This window comes from Streptomyces sp. NPDC004788 (assembly GCF_053601115.1).
Genome location: NZ_JBSGBF010000001.1, coordinates 108,528 through 128,503, shown reverse-complemented (window position 1 = coordinate 128,503; position 19,976 = coordinate 108,528). Strand labels below are relative to the sequence as shown.

At 70.2% G+C, this 19,976-nt stretch carries 13 protein-coding genes and 1 riboswitch; of the genes, 8 read left to right on the top strand and 5 right to left on the bottom strand.

From position 1 onward, the window contains the following. The first annotated feature begins 134 nt into the window (after positions 1 to 134). A complete protein-coding gene (locus tag ACWEJX_RS00645; RefSeq protein ID WP_451605361.1) occupies positions 135 to 1,310 on the top strand; it encodes an RNA-guided endonuclease InsQ/TnpB family protein in 1,176 nt (391 codons plus the stop codon). A 318-nt stretch (positions 1,311 to 1,628) separates the two neighbouring features. Here the strand turns inward: ACWEJX_RS00645 and ACWEJX_RS00640 are convergent, their stop codons facing one another. Continuing rightward, on the bottom strand, positions 1,629 to 2,105 hold the full coding sequence (locus ACWEJX_RS00640; RefSeq protein WP_451605360.1) for an SRPBCC family protein: 477 nt from the start codon (positions 2,103 to 2,105) through the stop codon (positions 1,629 to 1,631). 207 nt (positions 2,106 to 2,312) lie between these two features. Here ACWEJX_RS00640 and ACWEJX_RS00635 point away from each other — a divergent pair, with 207 nt between their 5' ends. Next, entirely contained in the window at positions 2,313 to 3,965 is a 1,653-nt protein-coding gene (locus ACWEJX_RS00635) for a hypothetical protein (RefSeq protein WP_451605359.1), read from the top strand. After that, positions 3,955 to 5,628, top strand: coding sequence for a carboxypeptidase regulatory-like domain-containing protein (locus ACWEJX_RS00630; RefSeq protein WP_451605358.1), 1,674 nt, complete (start codon positions 3,955 to 3,957; stop codon positions 5,626 to 5,628). The genes ACWEJX_RS00635 and ACWEJX_RS00630 overlap by 11 nt, the downstream gene beginning before the upstream one ends. A 134-nt stretch (positions 5,629 to 5,762) precedes the next feature. On the opposite strand, the gene groL is transcribed toward ACWEJX_RS00630, so the two are convergent. From groL to thrC, 4 genes are all read right to left on the bottom strand, one after another. Continuing rightward, entirely contained in the window at positions 5,763 to 7,385 is a 1,623-nt protein-coding gene (gene groL / locus ACWEJX_RS00625) for a chaperonin GroEL (RefSeq protein WP_403799759.1), read from the bottom strand. A gap of 361 nt (positions 7,386 to 7,746) precedes the next feature. Beyond that, on the bottom strand, positions 7,747 to 7,953 hold the full coding sequence (locus tag ACWEJX_RS00620) for a cold-shock protein (RefSeq protein WP_046911137.1): 207 nt from the start codon (positions 7,951 to 7,953) through the stop codon (positions 7,747 to 7,749). A 440-nt stretch (positions 7,954 to 8,393) separates the two neighbouring features. After that, a complete protein-coding gene (locus ACWEJX_RS00615; protein ID WP_451605357.1) occupies positions 8,394 to 8,669 on the bottom strand; it encodes a MoaD/ThiS family protein in 276 nt (91 codons plus the stop codon). 26 nt (positions 8,670 to 8,695) lie between these two features. Continuing rightward, complete coding sequence (gene thrC / locus ACWEJX_RS00610) at positions 8,696 to 10,009, bottom strand: threonine synthase (protein WP_451605455.1); 1,314 nt, start codon at positions 10,007 to 10,009, stop codon at positions 8,696 to 8,698. Beyond that, positions 10,003 to 10,144, bottom strand: a riboswitch (SAM riboswitch). (Overlaps the previous gene by 7 nt.) Positions 10,145 to 10,265: 121 nt before the next feature. On the opposite strand from thrC, the gene ACWEJX_RS00605 reads away from it, so the two are divergent. The 5 genes from ACWEJX_RS00605 to ACWEJX_RS00585 all read left to right on the top strand — a co-directional run bounded on the left by ACWEJX_RS00605 (position 10,266) and on the right by ACWEJX_RS00585 (position 19,971). Continuing rightward, entirely contained in the window at positions 10,266 to 11,237 is a 972-nt protein-coding gene (locus tag ACWEJX_RS00605; protein WP_451605454.1) for a glucosyl-3-phosphoglycerate synthase, read from the top strand. A gap of 168 nt (positions 11,238 to 11,405) precedes the next feature. Further along, positions 11,406 to 12,767 (top strand): alpha,alpha-trehalose-phosphate synthase (UDP-forming), encoded by a 1,362-nt coding sequence (locus tag ACWEJX_RS00600; protein ID WP_451605356.1) that lies wholly within the window; start codon positions 11,406 to 11,408, stop codon positions 12,765 to 12,767. A gap of 120 nt (positions 12,768 to 12,887) precedes the next feature. Beyond that, complete coding sequence (locus tag ACWEJX_RS00595) at positions 12,888 to 13,808, top strand: hypothetical protein (protein WP_451605355.1); 921 nt, start codon at positions 12,888 to 12,890, stop codon at positions 13,806 to 13,808. A gap of 285 nt (positions 13,809 to 14,093) precedes the next feature. Further along, positions 14,094 to 16,403 (top strand): immune inhibitor A domain-containing protein, encoded by a 2,310-nt coding sequence (locus ACWEJX_RS00590; RefSeq protein ID WP_451605354.1) that lies wholly within the window; start codon positions 14,094 to 14,096, stop codon positions 16,401 to 16,403. Positions 16,404 to 16,530: 127 nt separating this feature from the next. After that, positions 16,531 to 19,971 carry a FlgD immunoglobulin-like domain containing protein gene (locus tag ACWEJX_RS00585; protein ID WP_451605353.1) on the top strand — a complete coding sequence of 1,147 codons (3,441 nt, stop codon included), beginning with the start codon at positions 16,531 to 16,533 and terminating at the stop codon, positions 19,969 to 19,971. Positions 19,972 to 19,976: the final 5 nt, after the last annotated feature.

Below are 19,976 nucleotides of genomic sequence, written 5' to 3'. Positions count from 1 at the left end.
GGCCGCGTGGGTCGGTGAGCACGTTGCGTCGGCATTCCGTCGCCGAAACCGTCTGGATGTGAAGAGCTTCACAGTATCGACAGGGTCTGATGGATCGGCGCTGCGGTGTAGGTGGCCGCCGTACGGTGGTCGTTATGCAGCTTCGTTACCAGTTCCGCGCCTTTCCGACGCCAGGCCAGCGCATCAACGCGGCCCGGGTGTTCGGGTGCCGGCGTGTGGTCTGGAACGATGCCCTGGCCCGGATCAGGCCGGTGAAGGCGGCAAACAAGCTGCTGGGGAGTCCGCAGGGGCGGATCGCTCAGGGCCCGTACCAGCGGGTGCCGAAGAACCCGGACCTGGCCAAGGTGCTCATCACCGAGGCGAAGAGGACGGACGAGCGGGCGTTCCTGTCGGACTGTCCGGTCGGGGTGATGCAGCAGACGCTTCGGGATCTGGACGCCGCGTGGAAGGCGCACGAGGACTCAAAGACTGGCGCCCGCAAGGGCCTAAGGGTCGAGCCTCCTCGGTTCAAGTCCCGCAAGGACAGTCGGCAGTCGGCCCGGTTCACCAAGTCGGACCGGTTCTCGATCACCGAGAAGGGGCGGCTGCGCCTGCCGAAGATCGGGGACGTGCGGGTGAAGTGGACCCGCGTTCTCCCGTCGGATCCGTCGAGCGTGACGCTGATCAAGGACAGGTCCGGCCGGTACTTCGTCAGCTTCGTCGTGGAGTCCGACGCAGCCGCCGACATCCTGCCGCCCGTCGACGGGGAGCAGGGCATCGACCTGGGCCTCACCAGGTTCGCGGTCCTCTCCGACGGCTCGCACATCGCCTCACCTCGGTATCTGCGGAAGGCGGAGAAGAAACTCAACAAGCGGCAGCGGGAACTCTCCCGCAAGGCGAAAGGATCGAACAACCGGGACAAGGCCCGTATCAAGGTCGCCCGCGCACACGCCCAGGTCGCTGATGCGCGCCGGAACTTTCACCACCAGTGGTCTCACAAGCTGACGAGCGAGAACCAAGCCGTCTACACCGAGACCCTGAACGTGCGAGGACTGGCACGCACCCGCCTGGCCAGGAGCGTCCACGACGCCGGATGGGGACAGTTCGTAACGTTCCTGGAGTACAAGGCGACCCGGCGCGGACGCACCTTCTCCAAGGTCGACCGGGCCTTCCCGTCCTCGCAGATATGTTCCGCCTGCGGACACCGCGACGGACCCAAGCCACTCCACGTCCGGCAGTGGACCTGCCCGAACTGCGACACCAGGCACGACCGGGACTGGAACGCCGGACTCAACGTCCTCCACGAAGGCCGCCGCGCCATCACGGCCTGAACAGATCAGTACCACCCACCCCCGGACCGGGGGCCCCACGCCGGCAACGGCGCGGGTAAACGCCTGCGGAGCGCACGTAAGACCCGGCCGCAGCCTGGCAGCGCGCACAACCCCCACCCCGCGTGGGGAGGAACCAGGAACCCACCCGAAGCCGTGGGCCCGGAAACAACCGGGACCATAGCAGGCGGAGAATCCCCGTGCCTTCAGCGCGGGGAGGCGGAGGTCAAGCAGCGTCATATGCCTCTACGGTGACGTCCGATAGTCGTGCATACACTACGTGTCCCGACCTCAAGGACTACGTGTCTTGACCCGGCCCCGTCAGGCCCCCATCCCCGTCACATACTCCGCCAGCCTGTCGTACTGCTCCCGCACCCCCGCCTCCATCCCCGCCGTCAGCGCCTGGTCCCGGATCTCCGACGAGGGCCAGAGGGAGGTGCTGGTCAGGGCGGTGCCGCCGGTCGGGGTGGCGTCGAAGGTGAGGGTGACGTGGACCGGGGCGGCGTCCGGCATCTGCTCGAAGAGCTCGGTGTAGACGAGGCGCTCTGCCGGGACGATCTCCTCGTACCTGCCGGAGAAGACGATCTCCTGGCCGTCGGGGGTGCGCTGGCCCCAGCGCCAGGCGCCGCCCGGGCGCAGGTCGATGTCGCAGACCGACATGGTCAGCGCGGCGGAGCCGTACCACCGGCGTACGTGCTCCGGGCGCGTCCACGCCTCCCAGACGCGCCGCACGGGGGCGTCGAAGGTGCGCGTGATGATCAGCTCGCGGTCCGCCGGCGTGCTCAGCACCGTGATCATGTGACCTCTCCCGTCCTCGCGGGGGCCCTCCTCTCCAGGATGACCCTGACGAACTCATGAGGCGAAAGGGACGAACGGGTAATCGAGTGAACACGTTCAACCCGCAAGCGCTATCGTGCCTACACGCGGCCTGCACGACCACGTGCGCCGCCTTCTGACCTGTGGGGGGTCCCTCAGATGCGCTCTACGCGCACGCTGCCGCATGCCTTGGTACGTGCGGCAACCGTATTCACACTCTCGGCAGGCACCATCCTGCCCGTCGCCGTCGCGGCCCCGACCGCGTACGCCGCGACCGTCAGCAGCACCACCACCCAGGACGACGGCCGGCTGACCCTCAAGGGCCTGCCGAGCACCGCGCTCTGGGTGAAGGTGAGCGTCCTCGCCTCCACCGCCCCGGACGCCGCCGTGCTCGCCTCGACCGACGCGCTCACCTCGACCGCATACGACGCCTGGACCACGGACGAGCCGGTCAAGCTCCCCGAGGGCACCGCCCTCGGCGACTACCCGGTCGCCGTCGACTACCGGCTGCCGAACGGCCTCGTGACGCACTGGACCGGCGGCACCTTCGGCTACAAGCTGCACGCCGCTGTCTCCTCGGTCGCCTTCGACCGCAAGACCACCAGCTACGACCAGCGCGACGTCGTCCTGTCCGGCAAGGCCACCACGTGGAACCCGGCCACCGACGAGCGCACCACGGCCGCCGCCGGCACCACGGTGAAGGTCACCTTCAACCTGAAGGACGCCTACGCCCAGTCGACGACCGCCACCGCCGTGGCGACGACCGGTGCGGACGGCACCTTCTCGCTGCCGTACACCCCGGACGCCGAGATCACCGGCGGCCAGGCCGAGGTCCAGGCCACGGCCGACGTCGACCCGGACGACGCCCGCGCGCTGCCCGCCGTGGGCGTCGAGAAGCTGACGTACCGGATCACCTCGGACGCCTCCAAGTACCGCGTCAACGCGGGCACCACCGTCCAGGTCCGCGGACACGTCGACCGCCTGACCCAGGACGGCTGGAAGGCCTTCCCGCAGGCGCCGCTGATCACCACCGGTACCGAGCGCTACCAGTACGGCACCTCGCTGCAGAACGCGATCGGCACCGGCACCACGCTCGCCGACGGCAACTTCGACTACCCGGTGCGGGTGCAGTACTCGACCACCGGCGCCTACACGAGCCTGCGTCCCTCGGTCTACTACGGCAGCGGCAACAACCTGCCGACCTCCAAGGCCGCGCTCGCCGTCCCGCAGCAGTTCACGTTCACGAACACCAGCATGAGGCTGGACCAGTACGGGAAGGTCACCGCCAGCGGCAACCTGAGCACCACCGCCTCGGTGTCCTGCTACGACAAGCCCGACTGGGTCGCGCTCCAGGTCTCCTTCGACGGCGGCTCCAGCTGGTACCAGCTCAGCTCGCAGGCCACCAGCTACTGCTCCAGCTACAACTTCTCGGTCTGGGGCTACGACAACGCCGTCTACCGGATCTACCACCCGGAGACGGACCGCTTCGTCGCCAAGGTGAGCAGCGCGGTCCGCCTCTCCCGCATCCCGACCCGGATCGTCAACGTCACCATCAGCCCCTCGCGGCCGCGCACCGGCGGCAGCATGACCGTCAAGGGCCTGGTGCAGCAGAAGGTCAACGGGGTGTGGAAGGCCATGCCGGGCGCGCGTCTGACGCTGTACTACAAGCCCTACGGCGACCCGAGCTGGTACTGGGCCAAGAAGGACATCCCGACCAACTCCTACGGCAACTTCAGCTTCAGCACCACGAACTACGGTGACGGAACCTGGGCCCTGGGATGGCAGGAGAAGTCCGGTTACTTCTACAGCGAGTCGAGGAAGATCTATGTCGATGCGCTCTGACCTCCGACGGCTGTCCGCCGTCTCGCTCGTCACGGCGCTCACCCTGGGCGTCGCCGCGACCCCCGCGCTCGCCGCGGACGCTCCCGCCCCGAGCCCCGTGGGCATCGGCCGCGCCGTCACCGACGACAACCAGCGCGGCACCTTCCAGGTGACCGCCTGGACCGACGCCGCGCAGGCCACCGTCACCTCCGTCTCCGCGAAGGTCCGGCAGGGCGACACCGTCCTCGCCGACTTCCCGGCCCTGGAGGAGAACCCGTCGAACCGGGGCCACTTCGCCCTGCCGCAGGCGGCCACGCTCAAGCTCACCGAGGACGGCGGCACCATCCCGTCGCTCGGCCGGTACGCGATCGACGTCACCGCCACGGACTCGGCGGGCAACACGGTGACGCGGACGGACGCGGGCACGCTCGACTTCACGCTGAAGCCGCAGCTGCGCGACTTCACCCTCGGCGACCCGAGCTGGACCGACCCGAACCTGCACCCGAAGGGCATTCTGCTCGGCGTCCAGCCCGGCTCGGGCGACGAGGTGCCGCTGCCCGGCCGCACCGTGTCGTACGAGCGCACCGGCGAGGGCACGGTGCTCGGCTCGGCCGTGACCAACGAGACCGGCGGGTTCGCCGGCGAGGCGGTCCCGGTGGAGTCGCGGTACGCGTGGGCCCAGGCCAGCTTCACCGAGAACAGCGCCGAGGTGCACGGCACCGCGACGTACAACGCGTACACCAGCGGCAACGAGAAGCGGGCGACGGTCACCGCCTCGGCCGACAAGGCCCGTGCGGTGTCCGGCGAGACCGTGACGATCAGCGGCCGGGTCACCGACCCGGACGCGGCCGGCGCCCCGCTGGCGAACGCGGCCCTGAACGCCCGACTCGGCAGCGGTGTCCCCACGACCGTGCGCACCGACGCCGACGGCCGGTTCAGCGTGCGGCTCGTCGCCGCCGCGGGATACGACTACCAGTTCGGCGAGTGGTCCGGCTGGTCGGTGTGGTCGGCCGACCCGTTCCTGTACGCCTACGCGAACGGGCCGCTCACGCTGCCGGCGGACTCCCGCACCTCGGTGGTGGGCTACAAGCTCGGCACCGACGCGCGGCTCAGCGTGTACGGCGAGCTCCGCTCCCCGTACACGGACTCGTCCGGCACCTCGTCCCAGCAGACGGTCGTCCTGGAGCAGTCCCCGGACGGCAAGACCGGCTGGAAGCAGATCGGCTCGACGAAGTTCTACAACAACTACGGCGGGCGGACCTACTTCGGCCTCGCCGTCTGGAACAAGGGCGGCTGGTTCCGGCTCCGCCACCTGACGAACGACTACCTCTCGGAGTCCGTCAGCGCCCCGTTCCACGTCACCCGCACCGAGACCCGGGTCACCGGCCTCAAGGCCTCTCCGGACCCGGTGGCGAAGGGCTCGGCGATCACGGTGACGGGCTCGCTGCAGCACTACACCAGCGGCGCCTGGCGCGGTCTGGGCTCGCAGTCGGTGAGCATCTGGTTCAAGCCGTGGGGGTCGAGCACCAGCTGGAAGCAGGTCGCCTCCGGCAAGTCCTCGTCGACGGGCGCGGTCTCGCTGAAGACCACGGCCTCGGCCGACGGCTGGTACCAGATCCGGTACTACGGCGACGCGACGCACTTCCAGACGTTCAGCGGCCAGGACTGGGTCGACGTGCGCTGACCGGCTCACTGACCCGCTCACTGACCCGCTTCGGGAACGACCTGTCGGAAACGGCTGTCGGGAATGACTGAAGGGCGGCACCCTCTCGGGTGCCGCCCTTCGGCGTCCTTATGGAGCTTTCCGATCCCTCAGGATCAGAAGTCCATGTCACCGCCCGGCATGCCGCCGCCGGCCGGCGCGGCGGCCTTCTCCGGCTTGTCGGCGATGACGGCCTCGGTGGTGAGGAACAGGGCCGCGATGGAGGACGCGTTCTGCAGCGCGGAACGGGTCACCTTGGCGGGGTCGATGATGCCCTCGGCGATCATGTCGACGTACTCACCGGTCGCGGCGTTCAGGCCGTGGCCGACGGGCAGGTTGCGCACCTTCTCGACGATGACGCCGCCCTCGAGACCACCGTTGACGGCGATCTGCTTCAGCGGGGCCTCCAGGGCCAGCTTGACGATGTTGGCACCGGTGGCCTCGTCGCCGTCCAGCTCCAGCTTCTCGAAGACCGCGGAGGCCTGCAGCAGGGCCACGCCACCACCGGCGACGATGCCCTCCTCGACGGCCGCCTTCGCGTTGCGGACGGCGTCCTCGATGCGGTGCTTGCGCTCCTTGAGCTCGACCTCGGTCGCGGCACCGGCCTTGATGACGGCGACGCCACCGGCGAGCTTCGCCAGGCGCTCCTGGAGCTTCTCGCGGTCGTAGTCCGAGTCGGAGTTCTCGATCTCGGCGCGGATCTGGTTCACGCGGCCCGCGACCTGCTCGCTGTCACCGGCACCGTCGACGATCGTCGTCTCGTCCTTGGTGATGACGACCTTGCGGGCGCGGCCCAGGAGGTCGAGACCGGCGTTCTCCAGCTTGAGGCCGACCTCCTCGGAGATGACCGTGCCGCCGGTGAGGATGGCGATGTCGTTCAGCATGGCCTTGCGGCGGTCGCCGAAGCCCGGAGCCTTGACGGCGACGGACTTGAAGGTGCCGCGGATCTTGTTGACGACCAGGGTCGACAGGGCCTCGCCCTCGACGTCCTCGGCGATGATCAGCAGCGGCTTGCCCGACTGCATGACCTTCTCCAGGAGCGGGAGGAGGTCCTTCACGGAGGAGATCTTGGAGTTGACGATGAGGATGTACGGGTCCTCGAGCGCGGCCTCCATGCGCTCCATGTCGGTCGCGAAGTACGCCGAGATGTAGCCCTTGTCGAAGCGCATACCCTCGGTGAGCTCCAGCTCCAGACCGAAGGTCTGGGACTCCTCGACGGTGATGACGCCTTCCTTGCCGACCTTGTCCATGGCCTCGGCGATGAGCTCGCCGATCTGGGTGTCGGCGGCGGAGATGGAGGCGGTGGAGGCGATCTGCTCCTTCGTCTCGACCTCCTTCGCCTGGTCGAGCAGCGCGCCGGAGACGGCCTCGACGGCCTTCTCGATGCCGCGCTTGAGGGCCATCGGGTTGGCACCCGCGGCGACGTTGCGCAGGCCCTCGCGGACCAGCGCCTGGGCGAGAACGGTGGCGGTGGTCGTACCGTCGCCGGCGACGTCGTCCGTCTTCTTGGCGACTTCCTTGACCAGCTCGGCGCCGATCTTCTCGTACGGGTCCTCGAGCTCGATCTCCTTGGCGATGGAGACACCATCGTTGGTGATCGTGGGGGCGCCCCACTTCTTCTCGAGGACGACGTTGCGGCCCTTCGGGCCGAGGGTGACCTTGACGGCGTCAGCGAGCTGGTTCATGCCGCGCTCGAGACCGCGCCGGGCCTCCTCGTCGAACGCGATGATCTTGGCCATGTGAAGTGGTCCTCCCGGACATGGGGTGGATAACGCTCCAGGACCGCGCCGACGCCCGCGACGGACGGCCGGCGCGCCCTCGTGGTTCCTTGCCCCACGCGGTCGGCGGCCTCGTCTGCCCGATCCTCGTAAGCACTCTCAGCGTGAGAGTGCTAACGCCAATGATTAGCACTCGCCCCATGCGAGTGCAAGCGACTACGGAGGATCGACCACCTCTCGGGCGCACAACCCGGCGCTTCGGCCCCGTACACGTACCCGCGTGCGCCCGCCCGTACGCGCCCGCGCATGCGCGAGGGGCCCGCATCCCGGTCAGGATGCGGGCCCCTCGACGGAAGTGCGTCGGTGGCCGATCGCGCCGCGCTCAGGCGGTGGCGAGCTTGACCATGTCCGCCTGCGGACCCTTCTGGCCCTGCGAGATCTCGAACTCGACCCGCTGCCCTTCTTCAAGGGTGCGGTAGCCGTCCATCTGGATCGCGCTGTAGTGGACGAAAACATCCGCACCACCGTCGACCGCGATGAAGCCGTAGCCCTTCTCCGCGTTGAACCACTTGACGGTGCCCTGAGCCATGCCTAACTCCCCTATTACTGGCCCTTGCGCGGATCCGCACTTCGCGGACCCGGGTCAGACCCTGCGCCGGAACGCGTCGACCGCGGCTGAATGTATCTGCCCAACTGCCCTCTGCAACAGGTCAATCGGACGAGAATTCTGGGCACGCCGGAAAGGGGAATTGGGGAGATTACGCTGAATTCCGGGGCAAGTCGGGCCCGGCAAAGTGCGCAGAAGGTACACAAGGCACGGGCACTTTGGCTACTTCTTGTCGTGCCGAGGCGCATTCTCATATGCGTCTGGCATGCGCAGCGGAGGGGACTTCCCCAACTCTACCGCGCTCAACCATGCAGAATTGCCCCTTCCGCTTCTTGCTGCGGAAGGGGCAATTCAGGGAACTTCGGTACCCGCGGGTAGTACCGCGGGTAAGGATCGGCGGCGTCCGGTACCGCGCTGGACGGTCAGCCTCCGGCGACGGCCGGAATGATGGAGACGCCGGCACCGTCCGGCGTGGCCGTCTCCAGGCCCTGCTCGAAGCGCACGTCGTCGTCGTTCACGTACACGTTGACGAAGCGGCGCAGCTTGCCCTGGTCGTCGAGGACGCGCGCGGCGATGCCCGCGTGGTTCTTCTCCAGGTCGGCGATGACCTCGGCGAGGGTCGCGCCCTGGGCGGCGACCTCGGCCTGGCCGCCGGTGTAGGTGCGGAGGATGGTGGGGATGCGGACGTTCACGGCCATGTCGGTGCGTGCCTTCCTAAGAGCGGTCAGTGGGCCAGGCCGGCGTCGCGGAACGCGTCGAGGCTCGGGCGGATGGTGGCGGTCGCCTGAGAGGTGTCGGCCACGGCGTCCAGGGTCTTGAGTCCGTCACCCGTGTTGAGGACGACGGTGGTCTTCGACGGGTCGATGACGCCGTTCTCGACGAGCTTCCTCGTCACGCCGACGGTCACACCGCCCGCGGTCTCGGCGAAGATGCCCTCGGTGCGGGCGAGCAGCTTGATGGCGTCGACGATCTGCTCGTCGTCGACGTCCTCGACGGCGCCGCCGGTCCGGCGGGCGATGTCGAGCACGTACGGGCCGTCGGCCGGGTTGCCGATGGCGAGCGACTTGGCGATGGTGTTCGGCTTCTGGGGCCGCACGACGTCGTGGCCGGCCTTGAAGGCGGCGGAGACCGGGGAGCAGCCCTCGGCCTGGGCGCCGAAGATCTTGTACGGCTTGTCCTCGACCAGGCCGAGCTTGATGAGCTCCTGCAGACCCTTGTCGATCTTGGTGAGCTGGGAGCCGGAGGCGATCGGGATGACCAGCTGGTCCGGGATGACCCAGCCGAGCTGCTCGCAGATCTCGTACGCGAGCGTCTTGGAGCCCTCGCCGTAGTACGGGCGGAGGTTGACGTTCACGAAGCCCCAGCCCTCGCCGAGCGGGTCGCCGATGAGCTCCGAGCAGAACCGGTTGACGTCGTCGTAGTTGCCCTCGATGGCGACGAGGTCGCCGCCGTAGACGCCGGCCATGACGACCTTGCCCTGCTCCAGGTCGTGCGGGATGAACACGCAGGAGCGGAAGCCGGCCCGGGCGGCGGCGGCGCCGACGGCGCCGGCCAGGTTGCCGGTGGAGGAGCAGGAGAGGGTGGTGAAGCCGAAGGCGCGGGCGGCCTCGATGGCCTGGGCGACGACCCGGTCCTTGAAGGAGTGGGTCGGGTTGCCGGAGTCGTCCTTGACGAACAGCTTGCCGGGCTCGACACCGAGCTCGCGGGCCAGGTTGTCGGCCTGGACGAGCGGGGTCCAGCCGGGGTTCAGGTTCGGCTTCTCGGCGACGTCGGCCGGGACGGGCAGGAGCGGGGCGTAGCGCCACACGTTGGCCGGGCCGGCCTCGATGCGCTTGCGCAGCTCCTCGGGGTCGCCGGTCGGCAGGTCGTAGGCCACTTCGAGGGGGCCGAAGCACAGCTCGCAGGCGAAGATCGGGCCGAGCGGGAAGGTCTCGCCGCATTCGCGACAGGAGAGCCCGGACGCGGGACCGAGGTCGACGGAGGTGGTCGCGGATGCGACGGTCTGAACAGCCATGGAGGCGAGGCCCTTTCTCCTCATCTTCCTCATGACGCACTTCGCCATGAGACGGATTTGGCACCTTCCCTAGCCGGGGGCCTCGCTGGGCGAGACAAACCGACTGGAGGGTTGCCGGGGCTTCAACGGGCCGTATCCCTCTGCCCCTCTGGATGAGCGGTATTCGATTGTGGATCGCGGTCGGCACCCCGACATGCATCGGGGATCCGCGTTGTTCAAGACTGTAACCGAAGCCTTCGGAGCCTGAGAGGGCCGTCCGATCCGCGAGATGGAGATCACGTTGCTGGAAGAAGTGGAGCGCTGGCTCGCCCGGCGGTCCTGGTCCGTGGCCGACCGTCCGCTGGAGCGGATCCTCGCCGCCAAGCGCGGTACGAAGGTGAGCGTCGTGCTGCCCGCGCTGAACGAGGAGGCGACGGTCGGCACGATCGTCTCGGTGATCCGCCGCGAGCTGATGACGGAGGCGGTGCCGCTGGTGGACGAGCTGGTGGTGGTCGACTCGGGCTCCACCGACCGTACGGCCCGGGTCGCCGCGGCGGCCGGCGCGCGGGTGGTGGCGCGCGACGCGGTCCTGCCCCGGATACCGGCGCTGCCGGGCAAGGGCGAGGTCCTGTGGCGGTCACTGATGGTGACGAGCGGGGACGTGGTCTGCTTCGTGGACGCGGACCTCAGGGACTTCTCGGCGGACTTCGTCTCCGGGATCGTGGGGCCGCTCCTGACCGAACCGGACGTGCACTTCGTGAAGGCGATGTACGACCGCCCGCTCGACACCGGGTCCGACGGGCTCGCCTCCGGCAAGACCCCAGGTCAGGGCGGTCGGGTGACGGAGCTGGTGGCGCGGCCGCTGCTCAATCTGCACTGGCCGCAGCTCGCCGGCTTCGTCCAGCCGCTGGGCGGTGAGTACGCGGCGCGCCGCTCGCTGCTCGAACAGCTGCCCTTCCCCGTCGGTTACGGAGTGGAGCTGGGCCTGCTGGTGGACGCGCTGCACACCGTGGGCCTCGACGCGCTCGCACAGGTGGACGTGGGAGTGCGCAAGCACCGTCACCAGGACGACCAGGCGCTGGGCCGGATGGCGGCGGCGATCTACCGCACGGCGCAGCTGCGGCTGTCGCGCGGGCACCTCGTACGGCCGCGGCTCACGCAGTTCGAGCGGGCCGCGGAGGGGTTCACGCCTCGGACGTACCCGGTGGACACGGAGGAGCGGCCGCCGATGGCGGAGGTGGCGGAGTACGCGGAGCGGCGCCGCGTGGCGTGACGGCGCCGCGTGCCGCCGTGACCCCCGACGCGGCGCCGTGACCCCCGACGCGGCACCGTGACCCCCGACGCCCCGCCCGCCGTCTCGATCCGTGAGCCGGCTGTCTCGAAAACGCTCTGTCTGGAATCCGTACGTTTGAGCGTTTACGGGACGGGCTAGGTTCGCCGTATGGCTTCTGTCCTCGTGGCATCGAACCGCGGCCCGGTCTCGTACACCGTCCGCCCCGACGGCTCACTGGACACCCGGCGGGGCGGCGGCGGCCTCGTCTCGGGGCTCAGCGCGGTGCCCTCGGGGCTGTGGGTGTGCGCGGCGCTCGGCGACGGGGACCGCGAGGCGGTGCGGCGCGGGGTGGCCGAGCCGGGCGTGCGGATGCTCGACATCGACCCGGAGGTGTACGCCGACGCGTACAACGGCATCGCGAACTCGGTGCTGTGGTTCCTCCACCACCACCTCTACGACATCCCGCGCGAGCCCGTCTTCGACGCCGCCTTCCGCCGCCGCTGGGAGTCCTACCGCGCCTACAACCGGGCCTTCGCCGAGGCGCTCGCACAGGCCGCGGACGAGGGCGCGGCGGTCCTGGTGCAGGACTACCACCTGGCGCTCGTGCCGGGGCAGCTGCGGGCGCTCCGCCCCGACCTGCGGATCGGGCACTTCACGCACACCCCGTGGGCGGACCCGTGGTATCTGCGGATGCTGCCGGAGGACGTCCACGAGGAACTGGTCGCGGGCATGCTCGGCGCCGACGAGGTCGGCTTCCACACCCGGGCCTGGGCGGACGCCTTCCTCGCCGATCCGCGCGTGGCGCGCTCGATCGGCGACACCCGGGTCCGTACGCACCCGCTCGGCGTGGACGGCGACGACCTGCGCGCGCTCGCGCACCGGCCCGAGGTCGACGAGCGGCTCGCCCGGCTCCGGGAGGAGGTCGGCCCGGGCCGCAAGACGATCGTCCGCGTCGACCGCACCGAGCTGTCCAAGAACATCCTGCGCGGCCTGCTCGCCTACCGCGAACTGCTCACCACCCGCCCCGAGTGGCGCGGCCGCGTCGTCCACCTCGCCTCCGCCTACCCCTCCCGCCAGGACCTGGAGGTCTACCGCTCCTACACCGCCTCGGTCACGGAACTCGCCGAGGCGGTCAACGCCGAGTTCGGCACGGACGACTGGCAGCCCGTCCTCGTCTCCGTCCAGGACGACTTCACCCGCTCCCTCGCCGCCTACCGCCTCGCCGACGTCGCCCTGGTCAACCCCGTCCGCGACGGCATGAACCTGGTCGCCAAGGAGATCCCGGTCGTCTCCGACGCGGGCTGCGCGCTGGTGCTCTCCCGCGAGGCGGGCGCGTACGAGGAGCTGCGCACCGACGCCCTCACGATCAACCCCCACGACGTGACGGAGACGGCCGAAGCCCTGCACGAGGCCCTCTCCATGCCGGCGCCGGAGCGCGCCGACCGCACGAAGCGGCTCGCCGCCGCGGCGACGGCGCTGCCGCCGCGGCAGTGGTTCCTGAACCAGCTGGACGCGCTGCGGGACCGGTAGGGCGGTCGGGCGATCGACGGGGCCCGAACGGGCGCGCCGACAGCGTGGCTGACGGGATGCGGAGGGGGCGCGTGGTGCCCTGGCCGCCGGGGGACCCCGTCGAAAGGACACAGGACTTCCATGCGCATCGCACCACCGCTGAGACGCGGCCTGGGCGCGGCAGCAGCCGTCGCCCTCACCTGCGCCACCGCGCTGACCGGCATCGGCACGGCCCACGCCGGGACGCCGAAGGACAAGGACCGGCACAAGGCCGTCGACGTCAGGCTCACCGCGCACGGCATCGAGGCACCCGACGCCGCCGAGGGCGGACTCGTCCACTTCCACATCAGCACCGACGTCGCGCCGGGCCGCCAGCTCCAGGTCTTCCGCCCGCACAAGGGCGTGTCGGTGGACAAGGTGCTCGCCGACCTGACCAAGGCGATCGACGAGACCGACCCGGCGAACGCGGCGGCCGGCATCAACGCGTTCAACGCCGACGCGGAGGCGCTGGGCGGCGGTTTCGCCTCGCCGAAGGTCCCGGTCGACGTCACCGAGCCGATCTCGGACGGCACCGTCTACCTGCTCGACTTCAGCGCCTTCCTCGCGGACCCGGCGCACCCCGTCCTGAAGTCCCTCGAACTCTGCGACGGCGACAAGGACAAGGGTCTGGCCCCCTTCCCCAAGGGGATCGTGATCACTGAGGAGCAGGCCGCGGGCCCGCGCTTCCGGACCGAGGACGTGAACGAGGCGGACGCCCCGATCCTGGTGCACAACGCCTCCGACGAGATCCACGAGATGGCGATCCAGCCGGTCAAGCCGGGCACCACGGACGCCGACATCCAGGCGTACTTCGACGCCATCGCCCACGGCCAGCAGCCCCCGCCGTCGCCCTTCACCGGCGCGCCCAGCGGCCTGGGTGCCATCTCCCCCGACCACACCGCCATCGTCCAGGCGAAGGACCTGCCGGCCGGCACCTACGTCCTGCTCTGCTTCATCCCGGACGACGAGGCCGGCATCCCGCACGCCTTCGAGGGCATGCACAAGGTGGTCCAGCTGAGCTGACCCGCCCGACCGGCCGCCATCCGGTCACCATCAGGTGACCGGATGCGCTGGACGGCCGCCCGCCCCACCCGCCCGGCCGGTCCCACGGGACCGGCGGGGGCGGGCGGCGCCCGTCGCGGCCCTGCCCCACCCCTCCCCCCTCCCCTCCCCTCCCCCTGTATCGGGGCCGGACATTCCTCGGGATCGCCCTCTCCTCACGGGCCGTCACTCCGTGCCAGACTCTGCGCCGATCGTTCCCCCAGGCGATCCGTAACCCCCTGAACGGCTTACGGAAGGATCGCGTACGTGAAGAAGATTGTCGTGGGCATGACCCTAGGGTCGGCGCTCACCGCCCTCCTCGCCGCGGGGCTCACCCCCGCCGCCGCGCAGGAGGCCCGGGACCCGGCCACCGGCCCCGCCGCCGCCCCCGCGGCGCGGCCGGACAACCGGCCGGGACCGCTCACGAGGCAGCGCACCCAGCTGCGCGAGAAGGCGATCGACCTGATCGCCAAGGGCAAGGCGAAGGCGAACGCCAAGGGCGTCGTCCAGGTCGCGCCCGGAAAGTACGTCGAGACGACCACCACCACCGCCGTCCGCCAGGAGAAGATCTTCACGGTCCTCTCCGAGTTCGGCGACCAGAGCGCCGGCCGGTACGGCACGGTCCCCGGCCCGCTGCACAACCGGATCCCGCAGCCGGACCGCACCACCGACAACTCCAATGCCTGGGCCGCCGACTTCTCCAAGGCGTACTACGAGAACAAGTTCAACGGCTCCGGCGAGTCGATGAAGACCTACTACGAGAACCTGTCCAACGGGCGCTACTCGGTGGACAACACCGTCGAGGACTGGGTCAAGGTCCCCTACAACGAGTCCTACTACGGCGACAACGCCGTCGAGGACAAGGGCGGTTCCTGGGCCTTCATCCAGGACACCGGCGACGCCTGGTGGAACGCCCAGCTCGCGGCCGGCAAGACGCCCGCCGAGATCGACGCGTACCTCGCCCAGTTCGACGTCTGGGACCGCAACGACTACGACCACGACGGCAACTTCGACGAGCCCGACGGCTACATCGACCACTTCCAGGCCGTCCACGCCGGCATGGGCGAGGACGCCGGCGGCGGCGCGCAGGGCGACGACGCCATCTGGTCGCACCGCTGGTACGTCAACGGCGACGACTACGGCCTGACCGGCCCCGACGTCTCCGGCAGCCAGAACAAGCAGGGCGGCGCCCGCATCGGCCAGTCGAAGTACTGGCTCGGCGACTACACCACCGAGGGCGAGAACGGCGGACTCGGCGTCTTCTGCCACGAGTTCGGCCACGACCTCGGCCTGCCGGACTACTACGACACCGACGGCGGCGAGAACTCCACCGCCTTCTGGACCCTGATGAGCTCCGGCTCCTGGCTCGGCCACGGCGCCGCCGCGAACGAGGGCATCGGCACCCACCCGGGCCTGATGGGCGCCGAGGAGAAGCTGTTCCTCGGCTGGCTGGACTACGCCGACGCGCCGCTCGGCGCCTCCGGCACGTACACCCTCAACCCCGCCCAGCTGCAGGTCACCGGCAAGAAGCAGGCCCTGCGGGTCGCGCTGCCCGACAAGACCAGCAGCACCTCCTACGCGACGCCCGCCTCGGGCACGCACGCCTGGTGGACGGGCTCGGCCGACGGCCTCAACCAGGCCCTCACCCGCTCGGTGCCCGCCGCCCCGCGCGTCACCGTCAAGGCGAGCGCCTGGTACGAGATCGAGGCCGACTTCGACTACCTCTTCGCCGAGTACTCCCTCGACGGCGGCGCCACCTGGCAGCGCGCCGGCGCGTCCGTCTCCGGATCCTCCGGCGGCAAGTGGACCACCCTGCGCTACTCGTACGACGCCCAGGGCAAGCCGTCCCTCTTCCGCTTCCGCTACCAGAGCGACGGCGGCGTGCACTTCGCGGGCGCGTTCCTCGACGACGTCACGCTGTCCTCCGGCGGCACCACGCTGCTGACCGACGACGTCGAGCAGGGCGCGAACGGCTGGACCGCGCAGGGCCTGTGGAAGATCTCCACGGGCACCGAGACGGCCACCTCGCCGCGCTACTACCTGGTGGAGAACCGCGAGTACGTCGGCAGCGACAAGCTGCTCGCCGAGGGCCCGTACCAGTTCAGCAAGGGAATCACCGCCCCGGACTGGGTGGAGTTCTTCCGCTTCCAGAACGGCATGCTGGTCTGGTACGTCGACCGCTCCTACGACGACAACAACGTCAGCGCCCACCCGGGCGGCGGCGCGTCGATGGTCGTGGACGCCCGCCCGGCGCCGTTCCGCTACGACGACGGCACCGCGCCCAGCAACCGCCGCCAGCCCTTCGACGCCACCTTCGGCCTGGAGCCCACCGACGCCACCTGCCTCCACAAGGAGGTCCTGACCGGCAAGGGCGGCAGCCAGACCGTCACGACGAAGGCCGCCTGCGCCCCGTCCGTCCCCGGCATCCACGTCTTCGACGACACCGACCCGAACGCCTACTACGACCCGACGGCCCCCCAGGCCAGCGTGAAGGTCGCGGGCCACGGCGTGAAGGTCACGGTCACCGGCGACGCGGGCGACGACCTGACGGTGAACGTGGTCAACCCGGCCGCGTAGGCCCCGTCGTACCGACCCTGTTCAAAAAAGGGGCGCCCCGACTCTCCGGGGCGCCCCTGCCTGCTGTTACCCTCCGGTCCACCTGCGGTGGGGGGCACGGCAGGTTCGAGTTCGGGGAGGGACCCGGGTGCTTCGACACACCCTGACGCGGGGCGCGTTCGCCGCCGCGACGGTGATCGCACTGACAGTGGGCAGCGGCCTGACGCCGCTGGCCGGCACGGCGACGGCGGAGGAGCCGGTGCCGGGGGAGGTCGTGGTTCCCGCGGCCCCCAAGCGGTATCCGGTCAGCGCCTGGCCGTATCTGACCGCCCAGTCGAGCTACTACCGGGCGGATGCCGCAGGGACCGAGGGCGTCTTCCACTACCAGGGCGCGGACCGGCAGGTCTTCTGGACCCGGTACGCGGACGGCCGCAGCACCCCGGTATCCCTGCCGGCCGAGACCGGGACGACCATCCTCGGCACGGGCGCCGACACCCTGGCGTTCCTCCGCGAGGGCGAGGTCGAACTGCGCCACGCCGACGGCACCTCGCGCCTTCTGAAGGTCCCCGAAGGGCTGAAGGCGTACGCGGTCTTCGACTCGACCGTGACCGCCTACGAGAGGGTCCTCCAGCCGGACGGGACGTACACGGCCGGCCCGTGGCACCTGCTGTCCCTGCGCCCCGACGGAACGGTCCGGGACCTGCCCCTCACCGGCCCCGACAACACCTTCGTGGGCGGATCCCTCGCCGGCGACCGGTCGGGCATCCTCACGGCGACACGGGTCCAGGACGAGACCCGGCGGTACGGCATCGCCTCCACCGAGACAGGACACGTCGACACGCTCACCACGCCCGTCCCCAAGACGTTCGTCCGAGCGAAGCTCTCTCCCGACCACATCGCCCTGTACAGCGCCGACACCAGCAACCACACGGTGCTGGTGGGCTCGCGAAGCGATCTCTCGGCTCCGCTCACCGAAGTCACGATCGACAACTATCAGGCGAACGGCACCTCGAACCACGAGTTCGCCATCGTCGGCGACTGGCTCGTCTACGTGTCGTCCCGCAACTCCCTCGACGCCAAGCCGATCGCCGGCGGAGCCGCCGTCACCCTGCTCCCCAGGGTGTCCTACGGAGTGTCCGCCGGGCCGGACGGCACCGCCGCCGTCGTCGGCGGCTCCGACCCGGTCGACTGGGGAGTCCGGCGCGTCACCGCGGACGCCTCGGGCAAGCCCGTGGTGACCATGGTGAAGCCGCTGCCCAATCCCGCACGGATCCAGGGCATCGCGCTCGCCCAGGGGCGCCTGTCCGTCGTCGACGACAGCGACTCCTCGGCCTACGAGTACGTACGGGACATCAGCCTCTCCGGCACCCCGGCGTACGGCAGCCGGACGAAGCTCACCGGCACCCCCTTCGCGCCCTGCGCGACGAACGACCACGCCTGCGCCGCGTACCACGCGATGGGCGACGGCCGGCACATACGGCTGGCGCAGCACGACGACACCACCGACTGGTTCCGGCTCGACGGGCCCGGCAAGTACGACCTGCGCGACATCCACCTGCCCAAGGGCGGGGAGATCACGGACGTCTCCGCCGAATACCTGATCCACACCGTCCCCGGCGCGAACGGCACGCCCGGCGTGCAGTCCGTCGTCGACGCCGACGACCGCGTCCTGGAGCAGCGCACGCCGACCGCGGCCGCTCTGTGGACCTCCTGGCTCTGGACCCCCGGAACGACCAGGGGTGTCGTCACCGCCAAGGACCTCGCGACCGGCAAGGCCGTGGACTCGGTGGACACCGGCGCCCCGTGTGTGCCCGAGGAACTCCAGGCCGACGGCCGCTGGCTGTACTGGAGCTGCGGCGCGGAGGGCCCGTCCGGCGTGTACGACCGCACGGCGAAGACCTCGCGGTCCGTGCCCGCCGGTGAGGCACTCCTCGGCGACGGCTACGTCGTCACCCACGACAAGGCCGCCGGCACGCTCGTCCTCACCGGCGCCGACAGCGCGCACCCCGTCAGCCGGGTCGTCGGCAGCCTCCCGGACACCGGTGTCTCGCAGCGGCACACCCGCTGGACCGTCGACCGCTTCGGAGGCCATGTCGCGTACGCGGACGCCGAGGAGCGGGTCCATGTCGTCCCGACCGGCATCGCCGCCCAGCCGCTGTCCGTCCTCACCCGGACGGCCGTCGACACTCTGGAAGCGGGCGACAGCGTGCCGACGCGACTGCTGCGGCTCCGGTTCAGCAAGCCGGCCGGCCCCTGGACGCTGACCGTCCGTCATGCGAAGACCGGAGAGGTGAGCGAGATCGCCGCCGGCGCGGACCTGCGCGGACAGCTGGAGTTCTTCTGGTCCGGGCGGGACACGGCAGGCAACCTGCTGCCCAGCGGGCAGTACACCTGGACCCTGAGCGCCCCGCCGGCCGACGGGGTCGGTCCGGTGCTCCAGCAGAGCGGCGACGTCGTCCTGAGCAACGGACTGTCCCCGGCGAGTACGAGGTTCATGAGCGCCTCGGGTGAGCGGGTGATGGACACGCGCGCCGGAACCGGCGTACGGAAGGGCAAGATCGGCGCCGGCGGCACCGTGACGCTCCAGGTGGCCGGACACGGCGGCGTGCCCGCGACCGGTGTCTCCTCGGTCGTGCTGAACGTGACCGCGACCAACGCGACCGCGAACACCTACATCACGGCCTACCCCTACGGCACGACCCGCCCCACCGCCTCTAGTCTCAACCTGGCGGCCGGGAAGACCGTGCCGAACCTGGTCACCGTCCCTGTCAAGGACGGCAAGGTCACCTTCTACAACCACGCCGGAACCGTCGACCTCATCGCCGACGTGGCCGGCTCCTACACGTCGGGGCCCGGGGTGCTCCTCGAACCGGTGCGGCCCTCCCGCATCCTGGACACGCGCAGCGGTCTGGGTGTCCGCAAGGGTCCGGTGCGCGACAGCGAGGCCGTGTGGCTGAAGGTCGCCGGGCGCGGCGGCGTGCCCACGACAGGGGTCGCGGCCGTCGTGCTCAACGTGACCGCCACCAACCCGACGTCCGGCACGTACGTGACGCTGTACGACAGCGGGTGGCCGAGGGGCTCGAACCTGAATACGGCCGCCGGGGAGACCGTGTCGAACCTCGTCGTCGTCCCCGTGTACGAAGGCGGCGTCTACCTGTACAACCGCAACGGCCAGGTCGACCTCGTCGCCGATGTCGCCGGCTACTTCAGGAGCGGCCTCGGCTCCCTGTTCGAGCCGTTGGCCCCGTCCCGGGCCATGGACACCCGCTACGGAACGGGCGTACGGCAGGGCAAGATCGGTGCCGGACAGACGGTGACCCTCCAGGTCGCCGGCCGTAACGGAGTGCCCTCCACCGGGGTGACGGCCGTGGCGATGAACGTGACCGCGACCAACGCGACCGCGGGCACGTACGTCACCGCCTACCCCTACGGCACGACCCGGCCCACCGCGTCCAACCTCAACCTGCCGGCCGGGAAGACCGTGGCCGGCCAGGTGATCGTCCCCGTCAAGGACGGCAAGGTCACCTTCTACAACCACGGCGGCACGATCGACCTGATCGCCGACGTGGCCGGCTTCTACGCGGAGTAGACCGG